Origin of the sequence: Merdimonas faecis, assembly GCF_001754075.1 — a bacterium.
Lineage (GTDB): Bacteria > Bacillota > Clostridia > Lachnospirales > Lachnospiraceae > Merdimonas > Merdimonas faecis.
This window is the reverse complement of the sequence record NZ_MIEH01000006.1, coordinates 102,425-128,035: the sequence shown is the minus strand read 5'-3', so window position 1 is coordinate 128,035 and position 25,611 is coordinate 102,425. Positions and strand designations below refer to the sequence as shown.

22 protein-coding genes and 2 tRNA genes are annotated in these 25,611 nt (G+C 47.1%); 21 read left to right on the top strand and 3 right to left on the bottom strand.

Features of this window, described 5'->3' with window-relative positions; translation table 11 throughout:
• Nucleotides 1–6: 6 nt before the first annotated feature.
• The 5 genes from BKD12_RS02610 (at nucleotide 7) to BKD12_RS02590 (ending at nucleotide 4,734) form a co-directional block, all read left to right on the top strand.
• Nucleotides 7–963, top strand: coding sequence for a glycosyltransferase family 2 protein (locus tag BKD12_RS02610; protein ID WP_083262799.1), 957 nt, complete (start codon nucleotides 7–9; stop codon nucleotides 961–963).
• A gap of 6 nt (nucleotides 964–969) precedes the next feature.
• Nucleotides 970–1,899: a glycosyltransferase gene (locus BKD12_RS02605; protein WP_070087766.1), complete on the top strand. Its 930-nt coding sequence runs from the start codon at nucleotides 970–972 to the stop codon at nucleotides 1,897–1,899.
• Complete coding sequence (locus BKD12_RS02600; protein WP_070087765.1) at nucleotides 1,896–2,582, top strand: acyltransferase; 687 nt, start codon at nucleotides 1,896–1,898, stop codon at nucleotides 2,580–2,582. Before BKD12_RS02605 ends, BKD12_RS02600 begins: the two co-directional genes overlap by 4 nt.
• Nucleotides 2,569–3,156: an acyltransferase gene (locus BKD12_RS02595; RefSeq protein ID WP_176730908.1), complete on the top strand. Its 588-nt coding sequence runs from the start codon at nucleotides 2,569–2,571 to the stop codon at nucleotides 3,154–3,156. Before BKD12_RS02600 ends, BKD12_RS02595 begins: the two co-directional genes overlap by 14 nt.
• Before the next feature lie 66 nt (nucleotides 3,157–3,222).
• On the top strand, nucleotides 3,223–4,734 hold the full coding sequence (locus tag BKD12_RS02590; RefSeq protein ID WP_070087764.1) for a polysaccharide biosynthesis protein: 1,512 nt from the start codon (nucleotides 3,223–3,225) through the stop codon (nucleotides 4,732–4,734).
• 537 nt (nucleotides 4,735–5,271) lie between these two features.
• On the opposite strand, the gene BKD12_RS02585 is transcribed toward BKD12_RS02590, so the two are convergent.
• Both BKD12_RS02585 and BKD12_RS02580 read right to left on the bottom strand, forming a co-directional pair.
• Nucleotides 5,272–6,192: a glycoside hydrolase family 25 protein gene (locus BKD12_RS02585; protein ID WP_070087763.1), complete on the bottom strand. Its 921-nt coding sequence runs from the start codon at nucleotides 6,190–6,192 to the stop codon at nucleotides 5,272–5,274.
• A gap of 2 nt (nucleotides 6,193–6,194) precedes the next feature.
• On the bottom strand, nucleotides 6,195–7,112 hold the full coding sequence (locus BKD12_RS02580; RefSeq protein WP_070087762.1) for a zinc ribbon domain-containing protein: 918 nt from the start codon (nucleotides 7,110–7,112) through the stop codon (nucleotides 6,195–6,197).
• Nucleotides 7,113–7,298: 186 nt separating this feature from the next.
• Here BKD12_RS02580 and BKD12_RS02575 point away from each other — a divergent pair, with 186 nt between their 5' ends.
• The 12 genes from BKD12_RS02575 (at nucleotide 7,299) to BKD12_RS02520 (ending at nucleotide 21,997) form a co-directional block, all read left to right on the top strand.
• The gene (locus BKD12_RS02575; protein WP_070087761.1) at nucleotides 7,299–7,538 is read left to right on the top strand and encodes an HPr family phosphocarrier protein; all 240 of its coding nucleotides are present in this window, start codon (nucleotides 7,299–7,301) and stop codon (nucleotides 7,536–7,538) included.
• A 217-nt stretch (nucleotides 7,539–7,755) separates the two neighbouring features.
• Entirely contained in the window at nucleotides 7,756–10,392 is a 2,637-nt protein-coding gene (locus BKD12_RS02570; RefSeq protein ID WP_070087760.1) for a hypothetical protein, read from the top strand.
• A 584-nt stretch (nucleotides 10,393–10,976) separates the two neighbouring features.
• A complete protein-coding gene (locus BKD12_RS02565) occupies nucleotides 10,977–12,029 on the top strand; it encodes an inorganic phosphate transporter (protein WP_070087759.1) in 1,053 nt (350 codons plus the stop codon).
• Between the two features lie 23 nt (nucleotides 12,030–12,052).
• Nucleotides 12,053–12,676, top strand: a complete 624-nt coding sequence (locus BKD12_RS02560; RefSeq protein WP_070087758.1) for a DUF47 domain-containing protein — start codon at nucleotides 12,053–12,055, stop codon at nucleotides 12,674–12,676.
• Nucleotides 12,677–12,774: 98 nt separating this feature from the next.
• Complete coding sequence (locus tag BKD12_RS02555; protein ID WP_070087757.1) at nucleotides 12,775–13,449, top strand: response regulator transcription factor; 675 nt, start codon at nucleotides 12,775–12,777, stop codon at nucleotides 13,447–13,449.
• Nucleotides 13,422–14,561: a sensor histidine kinase gene (locus tag BKD12_RS02550; RefSeq protein WP_070087756.1), complete on the top strand. Its 1,140-nt coding sequence runs from the start codon at nucleotides 13,422–13,424 to the stop codon at nucleotides 14,559–14,561. The genes BKD12_RS02555 and BKD12_RS02550 overlap by 28 nt, the downstream gene beginning before the upstream one ends.
• 118 nt (nucleotides 14,562–14,679) lie before the next feature.
• A complete protein-coding gene (locus tag BKD12_RS02545) occupies nucleotides 14,680–15,351 on the top strand; it encodes an ABC transporter ATP-binding protein (RefSeq protein WP_070087755.1) in 672 nt (223 codons plus the stop codon).
• A complete protein-coding gene (locus BKD12_RS02540) occupies nucleotides 15,348–17,861 on the top strand; it encodes an ABC transporter permease (protein WP_070087754.1) in 2,514 nt (837 codons plus the stop codon). Before BKD12_RS02545 ends, BKD12_RS02540 begins: the two co-directional genes overlap by 4 nt.
• 131 nt (nucleotides 17,862–17,992) lie before the next feature.
• Entirely contained in the window at nucleotides 17,993–19,228 is a 1,236-nt protein-coding gene (gene glyA, locus BKD12_RS02535; RefSeq protein ID WP_070087753.1) for a serine hydroxymethyltransferase, read from the top strand.
• A 26-nt stretch (nucleotides 19,229–19,254) separates the two neighbouring features.
• Entirely contained in the window at nucleotides 19,255–20,181 is a 927-nt protein-coding gene (locus BKD12_RS02530; RefSeq protein WP_242872688.1) for a S66 peptidase family protein, read from the top strand.
• A complete protein-coding gene (locus tag BKD12_RS02525; protein WP_083262798.1) occupies nucleotides 20,178–21,368 on the top strand; it encodes a DUF3810 domain-containing protein in 1,191 nt (396 codons plus the stop codon). Before BKD12_RS02530 ends, BKD12_RS02525 begins: the two co-directional genes overlap by 4 nt.
• Nucleotides 21,365–21,997, top strand: a complete 633-nt coding sequence (locus BKD12_RS02520; RefSeq protein ID WP_070087751.1) for a DUF1847 domain-containing protein — start codon at nucleotides 21,365–21,367, stop codon at nucleotides 21,995–21,997. The genes BKD12_RS02525 and BKD12_RS02520 overlap by 4 nt, the downstream gene beginning before the upstream one ends.
• Before the next feature lie 14 nt (nucleotides 21,998–22,011).
• Here the strand turns inward: BKD12_RS02520 and BKD12_RS02515 are convergent, their stop codons facing one another.
• Nucleotides 22,012–24,177 carry a DNA topoisomerase III gene (locus BKD12_RS02515; RefSeq protein ID WP_070087750.1) on the bottom strand — a complete coding sequence of 722 codons (2,166 nt, stop codon included), beginning with the start codon at nucleotides 24,175–24,177 and terminating at the stop codon, nucleotides 22,012–22,014.
• Nucleotides 24,178–24,441: 264 nt separating this feature from the next.
• Here BKD12_RS02515 and BKD12_RS02510 point away from each other — a divergent pair.
• The 4 genes from BKD12_RS02510 (at nucleotide 24,442) to BKD12_RS02495 (ending at nucleotide 25,610) form a co-directional block, all read left to right on the top strand.
• Nucleotides 24,442–24,513: transfer RNA gene (locus BKD12_RS02510), tRNA-Glu, on the top strand.
• A gap of 136 nt (nucleotides 24,514–24,649) precedes the next feature.
• Nucleotides 24,650–24,720 (top strand) — tRNA-Cys (locus tag BKD12_RS02505).
• A gap of 96 nt (nucleotides 24,721–24,816) precedes the next feature.
• Nucleotides 24,817–25,119 carry a type II toxin-antitoxin system Phd/YefM family antitoxin gene (locus BKD12_RS02500; RefSeq protein ID WP_083262797.1) on the top strand — a complete coding sequence of 101 codons (303 nt, stop codon included), beginning with the start codon at nucleotides 24,817–24,819 and terminating at the stop codon, nucleotides 25,117–25,119.
• A gap of 227 nt (nucleotides 25,120–25,346) precedes the next feature.
• A complete protein-coding gene (locus BKD12_RS02495; RefSeq protein ID WP_070087749.1) occupies nucleotides 25,347–25,610 on the top strand; it encodes a hypothetical protein in 264 nt (87 codons plus the stop codon).
• Nucleotide 25,611 lies beyond the last annotated feature (1 nt).

Sequence of the window (25,611 nt, the reverse complement as noted above, 5' to 3'; positions counted from 1 at the left end):
AATAATATGAATAAACCATTAGTAAGTATTGTTACACCATGTTACAATGGAGAAAGTTATCTTTCTCGTTTTTTTGATTCGATTTTAAATCAAACATATACTAATTTAGAGGTGGTTCTAATAAATGATGGTTCAACTGACCGAACGGAAAATATAGTAAATCAGTATCGTTCGCTGTTTGATAAAAAAGGAATTACCTTGATCTATGAATTTCAGAAAAATGCAGGTCAGGCAGCAGCTTTAAATAGAGGTATGAAGCTATTTACGGGTGAATATGTTACCTGGTTAGATTCTGATGATGAAATTCTGCCTGATTTTATTAAGAAAAAAGTTGATTTTTTGGAAAAGCATTCGGAATATGTTTACTGTTACGGTAAAGCTATAGCTGTAGATGAGGACGAGCCTGATAAAATAGTGGATGTTTTTGAAAGAAGAAAGAAAAATGGAAGATATGCTTTTTTTGAAGATATTCTTATGGTAAGAGATGTATTTTTTTCCGGATATTTAGTAAAAACAGCTGCATTTGAAAAGGTAATTCTGAATCGAGAAATTTATACAGGCGCAGGTGGGCAGAATGCCCAGATACTTTTGCCGTTAGGCTGGTACTATGGGGAGCCCGGATATGTGGACGAGTCAGTATATAAATATTTTGTGAGAACCGAAAGTCATTCTCATAGTCAAAATTCCAGTGAAAAAATCATTCAACAACTATACAATTATGAACAGATCTTATTACATACACTGGAGAGAATATCGGATAAAGATGTATTAAAATATAATGATATAGTAAAGGGATATTATGCAAAGCTTCGTTTCGGCAATGCAATAGATACTAAAAAAGCAGAGTTGATAAAAAAACATTATCTTGAACTGAAAAAGACAGGGACAGCAACAAAAAAGGATTTTGCATTATATATAAAATATACAAATAGAGTTATACGGAATATATTACATATAGGGTAAAGAAAAATGTATTCATTCATTTATAGATTATATTTTTATCTAAAAAGAAAAGAAAAAAAAGCCAAAGAGGAGAGAAAAGAACCGGCAAAATTTTTAAAAAAATTTTTGGATAGGATAGAATGGTTCTATAATGTACTAGTTCGGAATTGGTATATGAATCATCCATTAAAACGATGTGGCCTAGCAGAAAAACCACGAGAACAGAAAGTTGTTGTATCACTGACGTCTTACCCCAAACGTATAGGCACAGTGTGGCTGACAATTGAGACTCTTCTGCGGCAGAGTGTGAAACCTGATGCAATTATTTTGTGGTTAGCAAAAACACAGTTTGAAAATATGGATGATTTACCTGAAGCATTACTGCGACAGAGGGAGAGAGGTCTTACAATTCGGTTTTGTGAAGACCTGCGCAGTCATAAGAAGTATTATTATGTGATGCAGCAATATCCGGAGGATTTGATTATTTTGGCAGATGATGATATGTTCTATCCCCGGGATACAATTAAGAAATTGCTGGATATGCATAATGAAAATCCAGATGATATATGTACAATGACAGCGCAGGTAATAGAGCCATCTTTTGAAGCAAAGCCCTCTTTGTGGAGAAATCCAAAGTTAAAAGAGACATTCAAACATTCAGACAACATTCAGATTTTTTCGGGAAGCGGCTCATTATATCCGCCACATACATTGGATGAAAAGCTTTTTGATGTGAACCTGATTCAGAAACTATGCCCCTATGCAGATGATCTGTGGCTGACTTTTATGGCATATCGTAATAATACAAAAATAACAGCGGCAACTCCTTGGCGTTCGTTTCCTATTACAATTTATGGGACGGCAGAAGGGAGTCTTTGGTATGTTAATGCTGCAGAGGGTCAGAATGATGAACAATGGCGGGCAATGTTAGAGTATTTTAACGGGAGCATGAAATGATAAAGAAAATTGTACAGCGAGTTCGATTTTTAAAAAAAATAAATATTTTGCAGTTCTTACATTTGAATTATTTTTGTAAATCAATTATTCGAACTGATCAGAGTAAATTAATTCCGTACAAGAATACCGTTATTGATATTGCGCCAGGCGCACGGATTTATATTGGTGGAGGAGATATAGAAATTGGCTGTGATCTTCTGCGAAAATCGAAAGCAGAAACGCGTCTTCGTTTAAGGGAGAGAGCAGTCTGGAGTATTTATGGCGGATGTAAAATTTCTTATGGGTCAACAGTTGAAATATTGAAGGATGCTGTTTTTGACTGTAAATATTTTACAATGAACAGTAATAGTACGGTGATTGTGGCAGAAAAAATTGTTTTTGGAAAGGATGTAATGATTGGACGGAATGTTGTGGTTTATGACAGCGATCATCATCAGATAATAGATGAACAAGGTGAAGTCGCAAATCGTCCGGCGCCTGTAGTTGTTGGAGATCATGTATGGCTGGCAACAAATGTACTGGTATTGAAAGGGGTAACAATAGGAGAGGGAAGCGTTGTTGGTGCAAATTCTATTGTGAACAAAAGGGTTGGCAGCCATATGATTTTTAGTAGCGAACATAGATCGCATATCAAAGAAAATGGTGGCAAGTGGGACAGAAAGAGCCCGAGTGTTGAAAGGTAAAAATATGAGTTGGCTCAAGAAAGTTTTGAAATCTATAATATATAGTTTGGGGATTAGAAAAAAGCCGCCGACATTGTCGAAAGAAGAGCAGTGGAGAGCCAGAGGCGTAACTATAGGGAAGAACTTTGACGGACCGGACAGTGCTATTGATTATTGTTTTGGACATTTGATTACGATAGGAGATAATGTAACAATTTCAGGGACTACTATTCTTGCACATGATGGAACAACAAAGAAGTCGTTAGGCTATTGTAAAGTAGCTCCGGTTAAAATAGGAAACGATGTTTTTATTGGTTATGGCTCAGTAATTCTTCCGGGAGTTACCATTGGGAATAAGGTGATTGTCGGTGCGGGAACAATTTGTTCAAGAGATATTCCAGACAATTCAGTGGTTGTGCGGGGATCTGATACGACTTATAGGATTTTGTGTACCTATGATGAATATATAGACAAGCAGAAAAAGAGGTTGGAAACACTTCCGGTATCAAATAAAATTTTCTCAGAGCGTACGGATGATGAGTGGAAAAGCTGGAAGGAGGAGCTCGAAAATTCTGGTGGAGGATTTGATTTGTAGATATTAAAAGTTTTGTGCATAATTCATATATAGAATTTAAAAAGCTAAAATTTGAGGTGACACAATATGTCCAGAAAAAAAAATAGTCTTAATAACTTAGTGTGGGGAATACTTGGAAATTTGTTGACTTCTGTTGTGGCAATTATTATTCCCAGGCTGTTTATTGTAAATTATGGTTCCGAAGTGAATGGACTTCTATCCTCAATTCGTCAAATATATGTCTACCTTGCCTTGCTGGAAGTTGGAGTGGGAGATGCCTCCGTGGTGGCGTTGTATGGCCCGATTGGTCGAGGAGAACATGATGCTGCTAATCATATTCTGGCAGCGACAGATCGCTATTATAAAAAAATCGGTGTGATATATGCGGGATGCGTAGGTGTATTAAGTGTTGTATATCCTCTTTTGTTAGATACAACAATTCCTTACATGACTTGTTGTTTAGTCATACTGTTACAAGGGTCAGGCAGTGTAATCAGCTATCTGGTTCAGGGCAAGTATAATATGTTACTTAGAGTTGATAACAGAAATTATGTTACAACAAATCTAGGTACTGTTACAACAGTATTAACCGATGTCACAAGAATTATTTTATTGATGCATGGAAAAAGCATAGTAGCGGTACAGACGACATATCTGATTTTTAATCTTATAAAAATGATTTATGTCAGTTGGTATATCAAGAAAAATTATAAATGGCTGGATTTGAGTGTATCGCCCAATTTTAAAGCTATTTCACAGCGAGGCGCTGTCTTTATGCATCAGATATCATCTTTAGTATTCAGTCATACGGATGTATTAATTCTGACCTTTGTGTCTGGATTAAAGACAGTTAGTATCTACTCTATGTATGCTACTATTTACGGAATGGTAAATAATATTATTACAATCGTATCCAATAGTGTCCAATCAGCATTGGGACAAATATTTAATACAGATAAGAAACGTTACATAGAACTGAATGAGGCTTTTGAAACTTATTATCTGGCATTGGTTTTTTCGTTATATGCAATAACGTCTATTTTTATTCTGCCATTTATGAGATTATATACAGCAGGTGCAGATATAAATTATATAGATTGGAGATTGCCAGTATTATTTGGGATTTATCAATTATTGAGTTACGGACGTATATCTTCTAATTTTATTATCGGTTTTGCAGGAGAGTTTAAATCGACTCAGTGGCGAGCATGGCTAGAGACAGCTATTAATTTGGTCGTTTCTTTTGTATGTGTATTTAAATTTGGAATATATGGCGTATTGTTTGGAACAATTGCGGCAGTACTATATCGTGCGAATGATATTATTCTATTTGCAAATCATAGAGTTTTAAAACGTAGCGCATGGCCAACTTATCGTAGATGGCTGACAAACGCAATTATCTTTATAATAGTTGTTTGGGGCTTCGGTAGAATACCAATGAGGCTGGACTCTTATTTTTGGCTTTTGGTAAATGCGGTATGGGTTAGCATATGTGTAATTATTGCTTTTTTTTGCGTGGACAGTATAGTAGAACGGAAAGCGAGAAAAATTGCCTGGGGATATGTTAAGAGTACGATTAATATAGTGTTTCGTCATTGAAAATATTTTTCAAATAAGATAGTGTCAACAGGTTCTTAATTATGCATCATCATAAATATAAATGAGAAAGTAAACTATATACGTAACAGTTGGAGTTTGTGTATGAAGGCTTTTGTTAGGAAATATTTGTTTGTGTAATTCTTGCAATAACTGTAAGATTAAGAGCGTAAAACAGTGTACAGATTTTACACTTCGAGATCAGTGGGGAATTTGGAATCAATATCCAGAATTAGTAGATTATTTAGAAGTTAATATTGAGAATGATTACAGAGAAAATAGGAATTTGGTGAATTCTTCCTTGCTTCATTTGGAAGAGATGAATTTCTTATGCAGGTTATAGCAAAGATTTTGAAGAAATAGAAGAATTTGCGGGTTCTCAAATGTCAGAAATTATATTGATTAAAGGAGGGTGATGAAGGACGCTATATTACATGGAAAGCTCGTACTGAATATGAATGGACATAAAAGAGCCTTGATCGAAAAAAGCGATCAAGGCTTGATTTGTATATACAAAAGTCATTTTAGAATTCTCACTGATCACCTCGGCACCATCTCTATATTCAGGTCGGTATTCCCCGTGATCCCGGGCACCTGCCCCTGATTCGTATACTGCCAGAACCGGAAATGATACGGAGTCTGGGGAGCCGGTTCATAGTCGGCGTACCAGAGAGGATATTCCGAGAGCTCCTCCAGGTCCAGCTCGAAGGCCTCCCACAGCATATTGGCATAGATCATAGGATCATATCCGGCGTCGGCTACGGCAGAGCAGAAAACTTCCGTATTTTTGGTAAACTGCTCTCCGGAAACATTGTCTGTCCGGGCTTCGTCATCCAGGATGCTTTCCGGATCGTACACGACAGGAAGCTGCAGCGTATACCCTTCCAGATTCTGGAGGACAAAATTTGCTTCCTCCAGCGCCTCTTCCTCATTCACGGCCTGGGCAAAAAAGTAAACGCCCACATCAAAACCGGCGGCCTGCGCGTTCTGGATATTCCGGTGAAATTCCCGGTCCAGGCAGATTCTTCCTTCCTGACCGTAGCCCCGGTAGCCAAGCCGGATAAAGGCAAACTCAAATCCGCTGTTTTTTAGCGTCTGCCAGTCCACATATCCCTGGTGCTCGGAGACGTCCACACCCAGCCGGTAAGTATAATTGCTGTCGTCCTCATAGGAAAGCCGGTCGCCATTGTGGACAAAGGAGTCGTCTTTGTAATCGTGCTTTTCGACGTTTGGGTTGATCTCGACCTGATAAGGATTCTGGTATACGTCTACAAAGTGCAGGATCTCCGGTTCCTTGGTCTCTTTTTCGGCGTCGTCGTCTTCTTTCGAAGCGGCTTCTGTATTCTTTCCGGCCTCCTGTACTTCCTGGCCTGCGGTCTCTTCCGTAGCTTTACCGGAACATGATGTCAGCAGAAGGGTAGCAGGTATCAGATAAATCAAAAATTTCCATGTTTTCATCATAATTAATTAACCTCACTCAGATATTCATCGTATGTCCGCCAGGGATCGGCATCAGAAAAGCCGCACATACGGTAGTAACATTCTGTCAGATATCCTTTCTGGTGTTCGTCATTTGCATTGGTATACTCAGGGAAAACGACTTTCATCTGCAGGATGTAGTCAGATTTCACTTTTGTCAGCGAGTAAACAGTATTATCCGGATACGTTTTATCCCAGCCGGTTACAATGATCTTGCCGGCGCCGTCCTTTACCGTATTAAGGATGACCTCCGAGGAAGATAAAAGGCCAAGCTCCGAGGTGTAAACCGTATTCGTCATCTCGTCCAGATCCATAGGGTCGGTACGCCTGATCGCACGGAACATAAGCTGGGAGCTGTCTTCGGCGGTGAAGGTGATCTCTTCTTCGCTGGTCCCGAGTGTTGTGTCGAAGGACGTGGTATTATAGGTTACATGATTATAGAACTCCGTTGGGTACCAGAAATTAAATTCTGATATTTCGGAAGAATAAAAAGCGTATTCGGATGGATCCAGGGACGCGGTGTAATCAGCATGGCTCTCGGGATCGATGGTAAAAGGATGCTCAGATTCAGAGCCGTCTGCATGATGGCTGCTGTCCGTATCGTCCGTGGTATTGCTGCTTCCGGTCGCATCCTCCTCTTCGCCTATATAGGTATCCGCTTCAGAATCTTTGGAGCTGTCAGTATCTGACTGGATTTCAGCTGCCGGTTTCGAATCATTAGAAGAGTCGGATCCGATTGTCAGTGCAAGGATGACACCTGCGGCAATCGCAAGTACGACGGCAACTGCGATCACAATATAAACGACCTTTTTTGAAGAATGTCCAGAAGGAACCGGAGCTCCGCAGTTCCCGCAAAACAGATCTCCATCATTTAGTTTTTGGCCACAGTTTTTACATTTCATTTTTCTTTCCCTCTTTCAAACAGAAATGTTATATATTACAACAATTATTATATAAGAAAAGAGAACGGCAGTCCAGAAAAGTATGGCCGGTGAAAAACTTTTGCTAAGGATTCAAATTTTTGTATGAAAAGTCGACAAAATAGTGTATAGTAACAGGAGTGTGCAGGATGCAGGAGGTAACAGGAAATGATAGAGAAAAAGATTAAATTTGTGACGCCGGAGCAGATCATGTCTTTTTGTGCGGCCTGTCAGAAAATGAAATCAGATATTGACGTGGTGAATATATCAAACAGGCATGTCCGGATTGATGGAAAGTCCATCGTCGGTCTTATGACGATCAAACTGGGGATGCCGATGCTGTTGCTGGTAAACGGTGAAGATGAAGGGCTTGTGGAGGAGAAGTTTTCCTCCTTTCTGGCGGAGTAACAAGAGAAAAAGGAAAAAGCTGCGGACCGTCGAGTCCGCAGCTTTTTTGTGGATGCGGCAAGCCAAGGCCGGGTTTGTCCGAGACCTTGGCGACCGCTCTTGTAGACGGATATGCTTTAAGCTATAATAGATAGAAGCAGGTTGTGGCGCCGCAAGAGAGGGGAACGATGCGGTGTACAAAGCAGACAGACGAACGATAGAGTAGGACGGTAAAGACATGAGAGGAACGATATTTTCTAAATTTGTAAAAAATCAGTGGGTGGATGTGGTGATGAGCATCTTAGCCCAGCTCTATTTTCTGTTTCCCTGGATCCAGACGGAGAGCGGAAACTATAATGTGATCATGTATCTGGCAAGGGGCTTCTGGCTTCAGGATTTTTCCAGTATGCTCAAAATGGATTTTCCGATGCTGCAGGCGCTTGGGAAAAATGATGTACAGGAGATCTCGATCCTGTTCCAGATGCTTTTGTGGATTATGATGGCAGTGTGGATCATGAGTATCCTGATTCTGATTCTCACACTGCTGAGAAAAGAAACCAGGTGGCTTCTTCCGGCGATGAATGTACTTGCGGTCATTCCCAATTATTTCTGGACGGTATCCGTTTCCTGGACAGGTGATGCGCTGCCGGTCATTCATCTGCTCTACCCCATGAGCCTGATCTTTCTGAACGGGATCTGGCTGGTGGCAGAAAAGATGGCTGAGGCATGGGATGAGGCGGCCAGAAATAAGAAAGAGGAGGATGAGAGGAGACGCCTGTATAAAAAAGAACGGAAACGGCGGCTCTATTTTCCGGGAAGATACTCGGGGCTTTATTATCAGATGCTGTGGAAGGATCTGAAATTCCGCTGGAGAGATGTGTGCTTTTTGTTCTTGGCAGGATTTCTGACAGCGATGTTCCTGTTTACAGGAGTTGGAATGTTGAATATTTTTTCCTCCAGCCATGGAGAAGAGCAGGCGCTCCTGGGAGCAGGGCTTGTAGAAATCATGAGGGATTTCCTGATCGTGATGGTGCTGATCGCTTTGTTCCTGGTGACTCTGGTATTATCTTTTTACCGGCAGAGACGCGCTGAGAGTACCGGGCTTTTGGAGACGCTGGGAATCCGCAGTGACGCACGGTTTGCGGCCTGGATCCGGGAGATCGTGCTGTGCTTTGCGGCGGCGGGGATTGCCGGAATGGCGGCGGGAACGCTTCTGATCCAGCTGTTCCGGAGCGTGGCGGGATATTTTGCGCCGGAGCTGGGAGATCTTGGGAATGTAACGGTTTTTTCTTATCTGTGGACAGCGGGCGGAGTATTTCTGATCGAGCTTGTAGGCTTTGCGATTTCCCATGATATGGAAGCTGCAAGGAGTTCCACGGACGGACGAGCTACAGCCGCGCGGGCGGAAAAAATGCCGGGAAGGCTTAAGTGGCTCTGGCTGCTCATAGCCTGTATCCTTGCGGGATGGTGTATCTGCCGATATGCCGAGAGACGGACCGGCGAGAGCATCTTTTTCCTGAGCCTGTTCCTTCTTTGCCTTGCTGTAGTGATCCGGAATGCATGGGCGATCCTGATCACCTGGAGAGAGAAACAGCCAGAGGTCTATATCAGAGAGATTCCCCGGGGACATATGATCCGTTACCGGTTCCGCACCACTGTGCGCTACGTCTCTTTGCTTACCATTGTACATATCTGTGTGCTGTTCTTTTTCGGAGTCAGGCTGGTGTCGAATCAGATCGCTGAGGATCCGGAAAGTCTCTTTCCGTATGATTATGTCTTCCTGGCAAATGAGACGGACGAAGAACTTCTGGGAGAGTTTCAGGAAGCCTGCGACGCCGAACTTAGCACTTATCCGATGGTGCGGGCAACAACCGTGGATAATACAGAGATGCCGGATGATATGCGTCAGCCGATGATCCCCCAGGGACAGAATATCGGGATTTCAGAGAGTACTTACCGGCAGCTGAAAGACGCGCTGGGAGAGAAGGCAGAGGAACTTAAGCTTGACGACGAAGGAAATTTTGTCCATATTGTCTACCAGCAGGATGTGGCGGCCAAGGCAAAGCCGGTGGACTGGTACCTGGGACTGGAGACGCCGTATGTACATATTGGAACGCCGGTCTATCCTTATAATATGCTGGACCGGGAGACGATTTTTCCACCAAGGCAGATCACAGGAGAGGAAACGGAGAGCCTGATCGGCTGCTTCCGGCAGGGGAAATACGAAAACCTGATCGTCTTTTCGGATGCGTATTTTGAAGAGGCACACCGGGAGGTAGAGGAAGGATCTACACAGCTTGTACTGGCAGAGGTGCCTGAAGAAAACCAGGAGCAGGCGCACACATATATGGAAGCCTTCCAGGAGGCCCACCAGGAGGACGAAGCCCACGACTCTATGGTGAAAAGCGCTTATGCAAAGGAGGAAGCGGTGCGGCAGAGATATGTGGAGCGTATGGCGGATATGACGGTCAACGGATGCCTGATACTCATGCTGCTTGCAATCAGCCTGTTCCTCCTGCATGTAAAGGTAAAGATGGAGCTGCCGCAGATGCAGAAGAGATATCAGTTTATGGAGTGCTTTGGCATGCGGCAGACAGAAAGAGTCCGCACCGAGCGCAGGGAGGTAAGCCGTTTCCTGTGGATCCCGCTTCTTTTGTCTGCTGTGTTTGTACCCGTATTTACCGGAATCGTGTTCCGGCTGCGGGAGTTTGACGCAGGGGATATCCGGGCATATCTTCTTTGCTGGGCAGGGCTGGCAGCCATCTATCTGGCCGTGCAGCTTTTGAATCTTAAGATTCTTGAATATGATGTGACGAAAAAGGTGGAGGAGACAATCCGAAAGGAACGCCCTCTGCAGGCTAAAAATGACAGATAATTTTGACAATTTAAAATTAAAGTTAAAATAAAATAAAAATTATTTAAAAAATGTATTGACAATAGTTGGTTCGGATGTTATATTAAAGATACAAAATAACAGATGTTCATTATAAGACAGACGCGAGCTGTAAATAATGAAAAGTTATTTTAATCAACACAAGTGTTGAGGAAGATTTCCCAGAAAAATGTAAAACACATTTGGGAAGGAAAATCTAAGAAAGGAAGGTACGGACCACCGAAGACTTAAGTTGATTTACCAGATTTTTTAAGAAAGAGGTAAAAAGAATGACAGAACCAACAAAGTAGAGGCGGATATCAAATATGTTAGTTTGGTATCCGCCTTTACTTGTGTCGAAACCGCTAAAAAAATGTAAAGAAAAAAGAACTCCGTTGACAACGGATAGGTGCAATGTTATATTTTGGTTAAAATCATGTAAAATCAAAGTGACAGGAGGAAGACAGAAAACGAAAAGGATGCTGACCCGGAGGCGGGCATGTATGGTTTTCCAGCTGTCTTTTTTTGTTGTCATGTATCCGTAAGGAACTTTGGCAGTAAAGGATGAGGAGAAAAGAGGAGCTTATATGGATGTATCATTTTCTTATTTTTGCCAGGAGATTATGGCAAACCCAGTGATGCTGGTTACGGTAGTCCTGACGCTGGGAGTTATTTTTGTCAACGGATGGACAGATGCGCCGAATGCGATCGCTACCTGTATCGGGACACGGAGTATGAATGTACGGCATGCAATCTGGATGAGTGCAGTATTTAATTTTCTGGGTGTTCTGGTAATGACACACATTAACAGTTCGGTGGCATCCACCATCAGTAACATGGTAGATTTTGGCGGGGAGACGCACGAGTCGCTGGTAGCGCTGTGTGCGGCGCTCTTCTCCATTGTAGTATACAGTGTGGCGGCCTCGGTGTTTGGAATCCCCACCAGTGAGAGCCACAGTCTGATCGCCGGACTTTCCGGGGCGGCGATTGCCGTGCAGGGAGGCATAGGAGGCATTAATTTTAATGAATGGGTGAAGGTCCTTTATGGACTGGTGCTTAGTCTGGCGCTGGGATTCCTTGTGGGATGGCTGATCTGTAAGGGAATATCCCTGCTTTGTGCAAATATGGACCGCAGAAAGACGAATTCCTTCTTCCGGGGTGGCCAGATCTTTGGAGCGGCCTTTATGAGTTTTATGCATGGAGCCCAGGACGGTCAGAAGTTTATCGGCGTGCTGTTCCTTGGCGTGGCGTTCTGCAATGGCCAGAATAGTGTGGAAGGTATGATGATCCCGGTATGGCTGATGGTGCTGTGTTCCACAGTGATGGGTGTGGGCACCAGTGTGGGCGGAGAAAAGATCATTAAATCTGTGGGGATGGATATGGTGAAGCTGGAAAAGTTCCAGGGCTTTTCGGCGGATCTGGCAGGAGCCTTTTGTCTTCTGCTGGCCAGTGTGACCGGTATTCCGGTGTCTACAACCCATACCAAGACCAGTGCGATCATGGGAGTGGGAGCGGTCAAGCGGCTTTCGGCCATCAACTTTGGCGTAGTAAAAGATATGATGCTGACCTGGATCTTTACGTTCCCGGGCTGCGGATTGATCAGTTTTGTAATGGCTAAGATATTTATGATGTTTTTCTAGATAAATAACAGGAGGAAAAGAAAATGGCAAGAAAACAGGACGCATACTATTTTGATAATTTTGTCGCATGTGCGGAGGAATCCTGTCAGGCGGCGGCGCTTCTGCGGAGAGTTCTGGGAGATTTTAAACCTGAGGAGCTTGAGAAATATCTGGAGGAGATCCATGAGATCGAGAACCGTGCCGATGGAAAGAAGCACGATATGCTGGACAAACTGGCAAAGGAATTTATCCCGCCTATTGAGCGTGAGGATATCGTGGAACTCTCCCAGCATATTGACACTATGACGGATAAGGTGGAGGATGTGCTGATGCGCATCTATATGAGCAATGTACAGGAGATCGAGGATGACGCGCTGGAGATGACAGACGTGGTGATCCGGTGCTGCGAAAAGGTCCGTGATCTTCTGAAGGCATTTTCGGATTTCCGTCATTCCAAGGAACTGAAAAATCTGATCATCCAGATCAATGACCTGGAGGAAACATCGGACAGGCTCTTTATGAGCAGTATGAGAAGACTTCACACAGAGTGCAGCGATCCGCTGCACATCATCGCCTGGAGAGAGATTTATATCTATCTGGAGCGCTGTGCAGATGCCTGTGAGCATGTGGCTGACACGGTAGAGAGTGTTGTGATGAAGAATTCTTAATAAATCTTTCGAAAATCCGGGGAGGCGTCTGGTTGACGCAAAGAAGACTCCTGTTGTACAATGAACGATAAAGACAGCAGTAAAGGAGCCTGGGCGTGATGCAGAAGATCTTGCTTTTGGAGGATGACCGGAACCTGAACCAGGGGATTTCGTTAAAATTAAAAAAAGAAGGATATGAAGTGTATTCTGCCTTCTCCGTAGGGGAGGCAGAAGCGCTTTTTGACGCCGTTAGGCCCGACCTTATCATCAGCGATGTGAATCTGCCGGATAAGAGCGGGCTTGATTTTTGTGCGGATATCCGGAAGAGGAGTAATGTATATCTGTTTTTTCTGACTGCGCTGGATTCGGAGATCGACATGGTCAATGCCTATGACCTGGGAGCGGATGATTATGTGACGAAGCCCTTCAGTCTGATGGTGCTGGTGTCTAAGGTGCATGCGGTGATGCGCAGAGCGGAGCAGGCGCCGAAGAACAGCCTTTTCTCCGGGGAACTTAAGGTTTCTTATGCAGAGATGAAGGCATACTGCGGAGAGGAACAGCTTTCGCTCAGCAAAAAGGAGCTTCAGCTTCTTATATATATGATGGAAAATGCAAGACAGATCCTGTCCAAAGAGCAGATCCTGGAACACGTATGGGATGTGGACGGGCAGTTTGTGGATGAAAATACAGTACCGGTGAATATCAGCCGGCTGAAAGCCAAGATTGGTGACGGTTATATTCAGAATGTAAGGGGGATGGGATATATATGGATTCAGGAAAGCTTCGGAGAGTAGCCCTGGCGGCGGGGCTGCTTTTTTGTTTCGTGGCTGTGACAGGATGCCTTTTCCTGCGGGCGTCGCAGGCGAGGTTTGAGGAAGAAGCAAAAATCATGGCAAAGCTGACAGAGACTGATCCGGCAGGCGAGGCGGAGTTTGCCGGAATTATTACCGGGAAGTCGAACGAAGAGGGGGCGGATACGGGAGATGGGAAAAAGCTGTTGGAAAAGTATGGGTATACGTTTGAAGACAGTATGAGGGGCAACGGTCTTTGGATATATGCGGGAGGCCTGGGCGTCGTTCTGGCAGCGGGATTTTTGGCGGCAGGTGCGGCAGGCTGGTACTGCTTCCGGGAAAAGAAAAAGGAAAAGGACCGGGCCGAGTATCTGAAAGGGAGGCTTTTGGAGACACAGAACCGCAGCGAAAAAATGGAAGACAGGCTCAGGAAGGAAGAGCAGGAAACGAAGGCGCTCATTACGGATATCTCCCATCAGCTGAAAACGCCGATCGCATCACTGAAAATGAGCTATGAGATTGAGGACTCCACGGAGCTTTCAGAAGAAGAGCGGGCGGAGTTTATCCGGAAGGAAAGAGAAGATGTAAGCCGAATGGAGAATCTTCTGCAGGCGTTTGTCCAGATGACCAGACTGGAGACGGGGATGATCCGCCTGCAGCAGGAGAAAAGGAGCCTTAAAGAAACGCTGAAGCAAGCGGTAGGCAGCATCTATATGAAGGCGCTTAAAAAGGGAATCCGGATAGAAACGGAAGAGTTCCCGGAGCTTGTGATCCGTCATGATCCCAAATGGACGGCGGAGGCTTTTGGCAATGTACTGGACAACGCAGTAAAATATGCGCCGGCAGGGAGCTGGGTCAGGATACAGGTATCGGAAATGGTAAGCTTTGTGATGGTGGAGATAGAAGACGAAGGGCCGGGTATTCCGGAAAAGGAACGAGGAAAGATTTTCCAGAGATTTTACCGGGGTGAACAAAAGAACGTGCAGGAAACAGAAGGGGCCGGCGTGGGGCTGTATCTGACCCGTCAGATCCTGGAGCGGCAGAAGGGGACGGTTTTCGTGAAGCCGGGGAGGAATGGCGGCAGTAAATTTGTTATGACGCTCCCGAAGGAGTAAAAAATCCCGGCAGGAGACGTTTCTTACAATTTTGTTATTGTTTTTGTAAGCCTTCTGTAATTCTGGGGAAGTATCATATCATCAGATACTCAAAGAGACATAATAAGGAGGCCTGCAGATGAAAGCAATATTGGAAACAAAAAATCTGGTGAAATATTATGGTACAGGCGAGAACCTGGTAAAAGCCATCGATCATACGGATATCCGGATCGAACCGGGAGAATTTGTGGCGGTAGTAGGACGTTCGGGATCAGGGAAGAGCACGCTTCTTCACATGCTGGGAGGTCTGGACCGGCCGGACTCGGGGAAGGTGCTGATCGAGGGAAGGGATATTTTCAGGCTGAAGGATGAAAGGCTGGCGGTATTCCGCAGAAGGAAGATTGGATTTATCTTCCAGAGCTACAACCTGGTGCCGTCTTTGAATGTGTGGGAAAATATCGTGCTCCCCATCGGACTGGACGGACGTAAGGTAGATCAGGAGTATGTGATGGATATCATCCGCAGGATCGGAATGGAAGACCGGCTGCACGCGCTTCCGAATACTCTGTCCGGCGGGCAGCAGCAAAGAGTGGCTATTGCAAGAGCGCTGGCTTCACGTCCGGCGATCATTCTGGCCGATGAGCCCACGGGTAACCTGGATTCCCGGACAGAGATCGAGGTGGTGAATCTTCTGAAAAACTGTGTGACAGAATACGGGCAGACCCTGGTGATGATCACACATGATGAAAGCATTGCGCAGATGGCGGACCGGATGATCGTCATCGAGGACGGTAAGGTGGTGAGAGCATGAAGACGGTAACGAAGACGGCTCTTGCCAATGTAAGGCAGAATAAGGTGAGGAATCTGATCAGTGGGACGGCGATTATCCTGACAACACTTTTGGTGTTTATGGTGCTGACAGTGGGAAATGCGTCCGTGGCGGTGCGCTTTGCGGGGGTAAACGCCTATTATCCGCCGTATCATGCTATGTTCCGTCAGGTTTCAGAGGAAAATGTACAGAAGCTTTCCAGCCACAATGATATCGAAAAGCTCGGACGCCGGATAGATCTTGGCGAGGGGGTGGAGGATGACTCCACGGTTCTTCTGATGTATATGGATGATACGGCGCTGGAGCTAAATAGGGTAGAGCTTTCGGAAGGTACGTTCCCGAAGTCGGGAAATGAGATTGCGTTTCCGGAAGCAATGCTGGGAGAATACGGGCTGACGGCAGGGATCGGAGATGAGATCGCACTTCCTTTCCAGCTGTATGAAGAGGACGGGCTGGGATATCAGAAGGAGGACACCTTCCGGATCTGCGGATTCCTGGAAGGAGAGAATGGTTCGGAGCAGAAGTCTTATCCCGTGCTGGTGTCAGAGGAATATATGGAGCAGACCATTCCTGAGGAAAGCCGGGAATACCGGGTGATGTTCCGGTTGAAGGATGTGGGAAAAAATATAGAGACTACAGATGCGATCGAGGAAGAGGTTAAGGGGATCGGTGCGGATTTTGGCGTACAGGAGGATAATGTGGTGATCAATACCGAATATCTGCTGGCCAATTATATAGATCCGACGGCGCTCTTTGGAATCGTATGTATCGTGCTGGTGGTGGTAATGGCCGGGGTACTGACGATTTACAGCATTTATTATGTATCTATGGTGCCGAAGATCCAGGAATATGGAAAATTAAAGGCTATGGGCGCTACAAAGCGGCAGATCCGGCAGATTGTATTCCGGGAGGGACTTTTGGTCACTGCCATAGCCCTGCCGCTGGGACTTCTGGTGGGAAGCCTGATCGCAGGGCCTGTCACAGAGTGGATTTACCGTCTGGGCGGGAATATTAAGACAGAATATACGGAAGAAAATCTGAATACGATCTGTATGCAGCTGCTGGAAAATGGAGAAGTGCAGATCCTGACATGGTGGATCTATCTTGTTACGATCCTGACGGTAGTGGTGACAGTCTACCTGTCGCTGGTAAAGCCAATGCGGATGGCGGCAAAGATTTCACCGGTGGAAGCCATGCGTTATCAGGGAGAGAGACCGGGAAAGAAGCAGCAGCGGAAAGGATTTCAGGAGATGAGCCTTGGCCGGCTGACCCGGGCGGGTCTGGCACGGAATAAGCGGCGGTCGGCGCTGACGATCCTGACCCTTGGCACTGTAGGGATCCTCTTTATGGTGGTGGCTACGGTCATCAGCTGTGCGGCGCCGAAGGAGATTGCCAGACAGGAGTTTGAGGAGGATTATAAGATCTATGTGGATAGCTGGAGCGGGGATAAGATGAATCCGGACCGGGAGTGGGAGAATCTGATGCAGAACAATCCTCTGACAGAAGAATTTATCTCCGGGATCCGGGAAGTGCCGGGAGTGGAGAAGGTGGAGATCAAAACCTATCTTTCAGGTGCTCTTACAGAGATCGATCCGGAAAGTGATATTGCAGGCGCCAGTATCCAGGGGCTTGGAGAAGATTATGCAAAAGAGATGGAAGACTGCCAGATTGAAGGCCATGCGACCTATGAAGAATTGAAATCAGGGGATCAGATCCTGATGTCTCAAAATATGATGCGCTGGTTCCCGGAACTTCATCTGGGAAGCCGGGTGAAGATGACGCTTCCGGTAGGGAACAAAACGGTAGAGAGGACATTCCAGGTGGCAGCAATAGGAGACTATCCGAGTGCGATATCCTGGGCGAACTTCCTGCTTCCGTCATCCGTGGTAGAAGAGATTGCAGCGGAAGCGGGAGAGAGCGTTAATCTGAATGATGCCTGCGAGATCCGGGTGGATTCCTCTCTTAGCGGCAGCGAACGGGAGGAAACGTATGCGGCCCTTGCAGGGCTTGCGAAAACCAGTGAATATCTGGAGACAGACAGCTTTGAACAGCATCTGGGAAACTGGGAGACAACCATGATGATTTTCGGAGTTATTGGATATGCGTTCCTGATCATCCTGGGGGCGATCGGTATCATGAATCTGATCAATACGATGATCAACAGCATCTATACCAGGCGAAGAGAGCTGGGGATGATCCAGGCCATCGGCATGTCGGAGAAGCAGCTGGTGCGTATGATGCAGCTGGAAGGCCTGTTTTATACTGCCGGGACACTGCTTGTGTCGCTGGGGCTTGGGAGCCTGGCCGGATATGGTGTCTTCCTGTACGCAAAAGCAGACGGGATGCTGAATATTACCGTGTACCACTATCCTGTGGTGCCGGCCGTGGCTCTGGCCGTGACGGTGGCTGTGATCCAGCTGCTGCTCACCTATGCGGTGGCGAGAAGCTTCCGGCGGATGAGCCTGATCGACCGGATCCGGTACGCCGACTGATCATTGGGGACGGGGGATTTTTGAAAATCCCCCGTCCCCAATGGCGTTTTTCCATACTCTGTGGTAAAATAAGTGCATAAGTTTTGCGTGACAGAGATTGTAAATTTATCAAACAGGCAGGAGGGGTACATATGTATACGTTTGATGAGATCCTGAAGGTAGATCCGGAGGTTGCACGGGCGATCGAGGCAGAGGGAGAACGGCAGAATTCCCACATTGAGCTGATCGCTTCGGAGAACTGGGTGAGCAAGGCTGTGATGGCCGCTATGGGAAGCATCCTGACTAACAAGTATGCGGAAGGGTATCCGGGGCGCCGGTACTACGGCGGCTGTCAGTGTGTGGACGTGGTAGAGGATCTGGCAAGAGACCGGGCCAAAAAGCTGTTTGGCTGTGATTATGCCAATGTTCAGCCGCACTCCGGGGCACAGGCTAACCTGGCAGTGTTTTTTGCCATGCTAAAGCCCGGGGATAAGATCCTGGGGATGAATCTGGACCATGGCGGACATCTGACTCACGGATCGCCGGTTAATATTTCCGGATCGTATTTTGAAACTTCTTTTTACGGAGTGAACGATCAGGGCGTGATCGATTATGATATGGTCCGTGAGATTGCAAAAAGAGAAAAGCCAAAGCTGATCATAGCAGGAGCCAGTGCGTATGCGAGGATCATTGATTTTAAAAAGTTCCGGGAGATCGCAGATGAGGTGGGAGCCTATCTGATGGTGGATATGGCTCACATTGCCGGTCTGGTGGCGGCAGGGCTTCACCCAAGCCCGATCCCCTATGCGGATGTGGTGACCACAACGACCCATAAGACACTTAGGGGGCCGAGAGGCGGCATGATCCTGGCAAATCAGGAGGCGGCCGAGAAATTTAATTTTAATAAGGCCGTATTTCCGGGAATACAGGGAGGTCCGCTGGAGCATGTGATCGCCGGAAAGGCAGTCTGCTTCCAGGAAGCACTGCAGCCCGAATTTAAAGCGTATCAGACGCAGATCGTCGCTAATGCACAGGCGCTGGCGAAAGGCCTGACGGAACGGGGCGTAAAACTGGTGTCCGGCGGCACGGACAACCATTTGATGCTGGTGGACCTAAGCGAGGAAGATGTGACCGGAAAAGAACTGGAAACCCGTCTGGACGAAGCGCATATTACCTGCAATAAGAATACGATCCCGAATGATCCAAGGTCTCCGCGGGTGACCAGCGGCGTGCGGCTTGGAACGCCGGCAGTGACGACCCGGGGCATGAAGGAGGCAGATATGGACGTGATCGCGGGAGCCATCGCCATGGTGATCCGGGATGAGGGTTACGTGGCCCAGGCCCGGCGGATGGTAGAGTCACTGACGAAAAAGTATCCGCTGCCTTAAGACTTAAAACATGGCAGGATATGATTATGAAACAGGAAATCATTTACCCACGCCCGCTTCGGGCCGGCGACCGGGTTTGTCTGATCGACCCGGCCAATGCCCGCACACCGGAGGCGGTGCAAAAGATGACAGAATATTTAGAAGGAAAAGGATTCCGGGTATCCGTAGCAGAAGAGATGGCATTTAAACGAGGCAGCTGGAAGGAGCGGGCGGAACGGCTGAATCAGGTACTCCGGGACGAGGAGAACCGGGCGCTTTTTTGCATCTGGGGCGGTTATGGGACTATGACGCTCTTAGAGGAGCTGGATTATGAAGCCTTTCGGAGAAACCGTCCGGTGTTTGTGGGATTTAGTGATATCACGGCCCTTCATGCGGCCATCGGACAGCGAAGCAAAGCGGTGACGTTTCATGGGCCGGCAAGCTTTGGCCGGCAGAGAATTATGAATGAGGAAACATTGGAGTATATGCTGTCCCTAGCGATGGAACCTGAGAAAGAGCGGGAAATATGCAATCTTAATGGCACAACCTTTGAGGTGCTGGCAGAAGAGGACGAACAAAGCGAAAGGAAATATGCCTGTGAAGGACGTCTGACCGGAGGAAACCTAACTCTGGTAAGCCGCCTGATGGGGACGCCTTACGAGATCGATACCCGGGGAAGGATTTTGTTTTTGGAAGAGATCGGCGAGAAGCCGTACCGTCTCCACGGGATGCTGATGCAGCTTAGGCTGGCCGGAAAGCTTGCGCAGGCGGCAGGGATCCTGATCGGCTCTCTAAGAGGCTGCGATATCGAAGGGAGACCCGGCAGCGCTATGGAAGCTGTGCGGGATGTGCTGGGAGATCTTCCGGTGCCAGTGCTGTTCCAGGTACGGGCAGGACATATCGAAGACACACTGACGCTTCCCATGAATGCAAAGATACGTATCGAAGGAAACCGAATTTACCAGAGCCTATGAGACAAGACAGAAATACACGGCAAGACACAACTACAAATCAAGACATAAGTAAAAAGCATAAGGATAAAAGAAAGGCGATTACCGGCTGCGCGCTACTGGCGGCCGGTATTGTGCTTACAATCCTGGCAAGGAGTGTGGAAGGACTGGCCCAGTGGTACAGTACCCATGTGTATCCTGTCTGGGTAAATATGCTGGGGCGGCTTACGGGAATGTTCCCATTTTCAGTGGCGGAGATCCTGCTGTATCTCTTTTTACTGGCACTGATGCTCTCGGCCGGGAGGCTGATAGTCCGGCTGGCGAGCCTTGGGTGCGGGCGAAGGAAGAAAAGTCCGGATGGTCAGGAGAAAAAAGTCCAGGCAGGAAAGCAACTGGTGTATGGATGGATTTCAGGGCTGCTGCTGGCGGCGGGAATTTTATATTTTCTGTATGTGGCCTGCTGCGGGATCAATTACTACCGGACCTCCTTTTCGGAAAGCTCAGGGATCGTGGCGGAGGAATATACGGTCGGGGAGCTTACAGAGGTCTGCCAGTGGCTGACGGCTGAGGTAAATGACTTGAGCAGTCAGGTGGAGCGGGATGCAGACGGAATCATGAGGACAGACGATGGTGTGCAGGAGCGGGCGGTAAAGGCCATGCAGGCGCTGGGGGAGACATATCCGGAACTGTCCGGCTACTATCCGGAGCCTAAGGGACTTTTTAATCCATGGATCCTTTCTGTACAGCAGCTGTCCGGCATTTATTCACCCTTTACCATCGAGGCTAATTACAACAGCGGGATGGTAGATTATAATATTCCGTTTACGGCCTGCCATGAGCTTTCCCATCTGAAAAGTTTTATGCAGGAGCAGGAGGCGAACTTTATCGCATTTCTTGCCAGTACCTCTTATGAGGATCCGGCATTCCAATACAGCGGATATCTGCTGGGCTGGATCTATTGCATGAACGTGTTGTATGATGCAGACTATGAGTCCTGGCAGGAGGTCAGGGAGGGACTGGCGGCTGCCGTGGAACCGGATCTTAAGGAAAACAATGGGTTCTGGGCAAGGTATGACGGCAGAGTGGCGGAGGTGGCCGATCAGGTCAATGACCGGTACCTGCAGGCCAATGGACAGGAAGAGGGAGTCAAAAGCTATGACCGGATGGTGGATCTGATCGTGGCTTATTATCAAGGAGGAAAAGGAAAATGAAATTAGAAGAAATGTCATGTATTGACTGCGCGGTAAAGCGCTGTGATGCAAAAGAGGAGAGAACGGATTTCCCGGAGTTTTGTGTGACCACACATCTGGATCCGGAGGTGCTGAAAGACGCCATGAAGTGTTACGAGGATCCGGAGAACCATAAAGTCATGGTGGCAGCGGCAGAGGTAGAGTATGAGCATTACTGCAAATATACCAGGGTAGAGGAGATCATGGAGTTTGCACGGAAGATTGGGGCAAAGAAAATCGGGATCGCCACCTGCGTAGGGCTTTTGAAAGAAAGCCGGATCCTTGCATCCATCCTCAGAGGGCAAGGATTTGAGGTAGTGGGCGTGGCCTGTAAGGCGGGCTGCGTAAATAAGACGGAGGTAGGGATCCCGGAAGAATGTTGTGAGATAGGGATACATATGTGTAATCCGATCCTCCAGGCTAAGTTTTTAAACAGCAAAAAGACAGATTTGAACGTGGTCATGGGACTGTGCGTCGGTCATGACAGCCTCTTTTATAAATATTCTGAGGCGCTTACGACTACAGGAGTTACAAAGGACCGCGTACTGGGACATAATCCCGCAGCGGCCCTTTACACGGCAGATACCTATTATTCAAAATTAAAGAAATAAATATAAGAGATAAGCTATTTATCCAGCTTAATGCCAGACAGAGCCTGGGCAAAGGTATTGCCTACGGATTCTTCCTTCTGGTTGTTCAGATAACGCCGGACGTCCTTTTTGGAGACGCCGGCGCCTTCTTTTTCCCGGCGTTTCTTGAAGGCGTCCAATTTCTCTTTGTAGCCGCAGGAGCAGACGAAGGTCTCCTGGCCGCCCTTTTTCAAAAGCTCCATTTTTTTATGGCAGTTAGGGCAGCGGGCATTGCTTAAGCGGGCGATGGTCTCCCGGTATCCACATTCCCGGTCCTGGCAGACCAGGAGACGGCTGTTTTTACCGTTTACCGCCAGCATCCGCTTGCCGCAGCGGGGGCATTTGGTGTTCGTCAGATTGTCGTGGCGGAACTGTCCTTCGGCCGTACGGATTTCCTGGATCAGTTCCTGCGTGTAGGATTCAATATCCCGGATGAAGGGCTCCTCCTGGCTTTTCCCTTTGGCGATATCGGAAAGCTCCATCTCCCAACGGGCGGTAAGCTCCGGTTTTTTCAGATCCTCCGGAACCAGAGAAAGGAGCTGCTTTCCTTTGGAGGTCAGAAGAATCTCCTGGCCCTTTTTCTCGATCAGGAAGGAGTGGAACAGCTTTTCGATAATATCGGCCCGGGTGGCAACGGTGCCAAGACCGCCGGTTTCCGTGAGGGCCTTGCGTTCCCTGGAATCCCTGGATTCCATATATTGTAGCGGATTTTCCATGGCGCTTAACAGAGTAGCCTCCGTAAATCTCGGGGGAGGCGTGGTCTTGCCGGAGGTCAGTGTGATCTGATCCGGCGCAAGAACGCTGCCTTTCTTCAGTGCAGGAAGCGCTTTTGATTCTTTTTCAGTAGCATCCGCATCCTCGTAAACCGTTTTCCAGCCTTTGGAAAGAACCGTCTGGCCTTCGGCGGCGAAAAGTTCGCTGCCCAGATCCGCCTTCAGGGAGGTCTGCTCGTATTCAAAGGGCGGATACAGCACGCTTAAGAAGCGGCGGACAACCAGATCATAGATCTTCCGCTCTTCATTCGTCATATTGGAGAAAATGGCGGCTTCCTCGGTGGGGATGATAGCGTGGTGGTCGCTGACCTTCTTGTCATCCACAAAGGAGCGGTTTGGGCGGATCTCGGAGCGGAGAAGGGCTGGGATATAGGCTTTGTAAGGGCCCTGATTGCAGGCCTTCAGGCGTTCCTTGATGGTGGGGACCACGTCGGTGCCGATATAGCGGGAATCGGTCCTTGGATAAGTCAGCACCTTATGGTTTTCATACAGGCGCTGCATGATGTTTAAGGTTTCCTTGGCGGAGTAGCCAAACTTCTGGTTGGCGTCCCGCTGAAGCTCGGTCAGGTCGTAGAGTCCGGGAGCATAAGTCTTTTTCGCCGATTTCTGGACATCCGTGACCGTCAGAGATTTCCCCTGGAGGTCCTGCCTGAGACTGGTGATAAAGTCTTTCTGGAAGGAGCGGGTGCTGCCGCTTTTCTTGTGGCGCCAGGTCCATTTGATGCCTCCGGCCAGACAGGTAAGTCCGTAGTAATCCGCTGGCTTGAAGGAACGGATCTGTTCCTCTCTTGCGGCAATGATGGCAAGAGTGGGAGTCTGCACACGTCCGCAGGAAAGCTGGGCGTTATACTTGCAGGTCAGCGCACGTGTGGCGTTGATGCCGACCAGCCAGTCCGCCTTGGCCCGGCCGAGGGCGGCGTGATAAAGAGGATTATAGTTCCGGCCGTCTTTCAGGTGAGAAAAGCCCTCCCGGATCGCCTTGTCTGTGACAGAGGAGATCCATAACCGTTTGATAGGCTTTCTACAGCCGGACTTATCAAGAATCCAGCGGGCCACCAGTTCGCCTTCGCGTCCGGCGTCGGTGGCGATGATGATCTCGGAAATATCCTTCCGGAACAGCTGGGCCTTTACGTAATGGTACTGCTTGGAGGTCTGGCCTATCACCACCAGCTCCCATTTCTTCGGGATCATGGGGAGGACGTTCAGATTCCATTCTTTATATTTTTTGTCGTAGCCTTCCGGATTTGCCAGAGTGACCAGATGTCCAAGGGCCCAGGTCACAACGTAGCGGTCGCCCTCGATGGCTCCGGAAATATTTTTGCGGCAGCCAAGGACACGGGCGATATCCCGGGCCACGGAAGGCTTTTCTGCTAAGACCAGTGATTTCATACGAAATGTCTCCTTATTTACTATAAAAGTATATCGTTATCAAGATAGCGGATTTCCGGGGATTTGTCAACGCAGGCGGAGAGGGGGCGAAGGATTTGTTACTATTTACAGCAAGTACTTATGTGCAAGCACAACGTATATGCTGTAAAGTCTGAAACGGCTGTGAATAGTAACATGGATTTTGCAGAAAAAGTGAAAAAAGGTTGCAAATTTATGAAGGGTGTGATATTATATACCACGGTCACGCTGGAGAAAGCGTGGTATGGCCCCGTGGTCAAGCGGTCAAGACATCGCCCTTTCACGGCGGTAACACGGGTTCGATTCCCGTCGGGGTCATTGCACGTAAGCGTCTAAAAGACAGACGCTAAGTGCTCGTACCCGTCGCCTGGTAAGCTCGAAAGAACCTCGCTAACGGCGGCGACATGGATCGCACGTAAGCGTCTAAAAAACAGACGCTAAGTGCTCGTACCAAGGCGCCATAGCCAAGTGGTAAGGCAGAGGTCTGCAACACCTTCATCACCAGTTCAAATCTGGTTGGCGCCTCTCAAAAAAGCCCGGAAAACCAAGGTTTTTCGGGTTCTTTTTTTGTCTTTTAGCGCTTGAAAAAATAATGAAAAAAGGAAAAGAAATGAGGTGTTGATGGTGGCAAAGACAGCAAATAATCTGCATAATTTAATTCCGATTTCTCAATTTAATGAAGGAAAGGCAGCGCAAATTTTTGACAGACTCCGCACAGAAAAAGAGTTGGTCGTATTAAAAAATAACCAGCCGTCTGCTGTGATACTATCACCGGAAGAATATACACGGCTTACGGAAATCGAAGAAGATTATCGGTTGCTTCTTGAAGCAAACAGCAGGCTTATAGAAAATGGAGATAAACCGGCCATTTCTTTTGAGAGTGTAATTCATGATCTAGGTATCACAGAAGAAGAACTGATTTGACAAACAAGCAGACAGGCGCAGGGAAAAGCATGATATATAAAATGTAGAGATAAGGGGCGAACATGGAAAGGGAGTGCCGCGCAATCATCGGATTAGAGGGTTGCGTGGCATTTTTGCTATATTTATGAAAAAATTGAAGTAATTAATCTTTCAGAAACAAAACCGAAATGCTTTGTAAATAAAGGAGGGCTATCCTGCTATCAGAACAAAGCGAAAGGAGAAAAAACATGGCGAAATCAAAACTGGTAAAAGCCAACGAGAAGATTGCCAAAAAAGTGACAGGCGGTTATAAAAAAATCGAGGAAGGCGTGGTTGGCGGGTATAAAAAGATTGAAGAGGGAGCAGTCGGCGGCTTTACAAAGATATCGGATTCTTTCGTAGATGAGTTCCTGACAAAGGACGGAGAGTCTGTGGAGGAAGCAAAGATGAGGCTGGCTGCAGAGCAGCAGAAAAGATACGAGGCAAGAATAGAGAGAAAGGTGAGGAAATAAT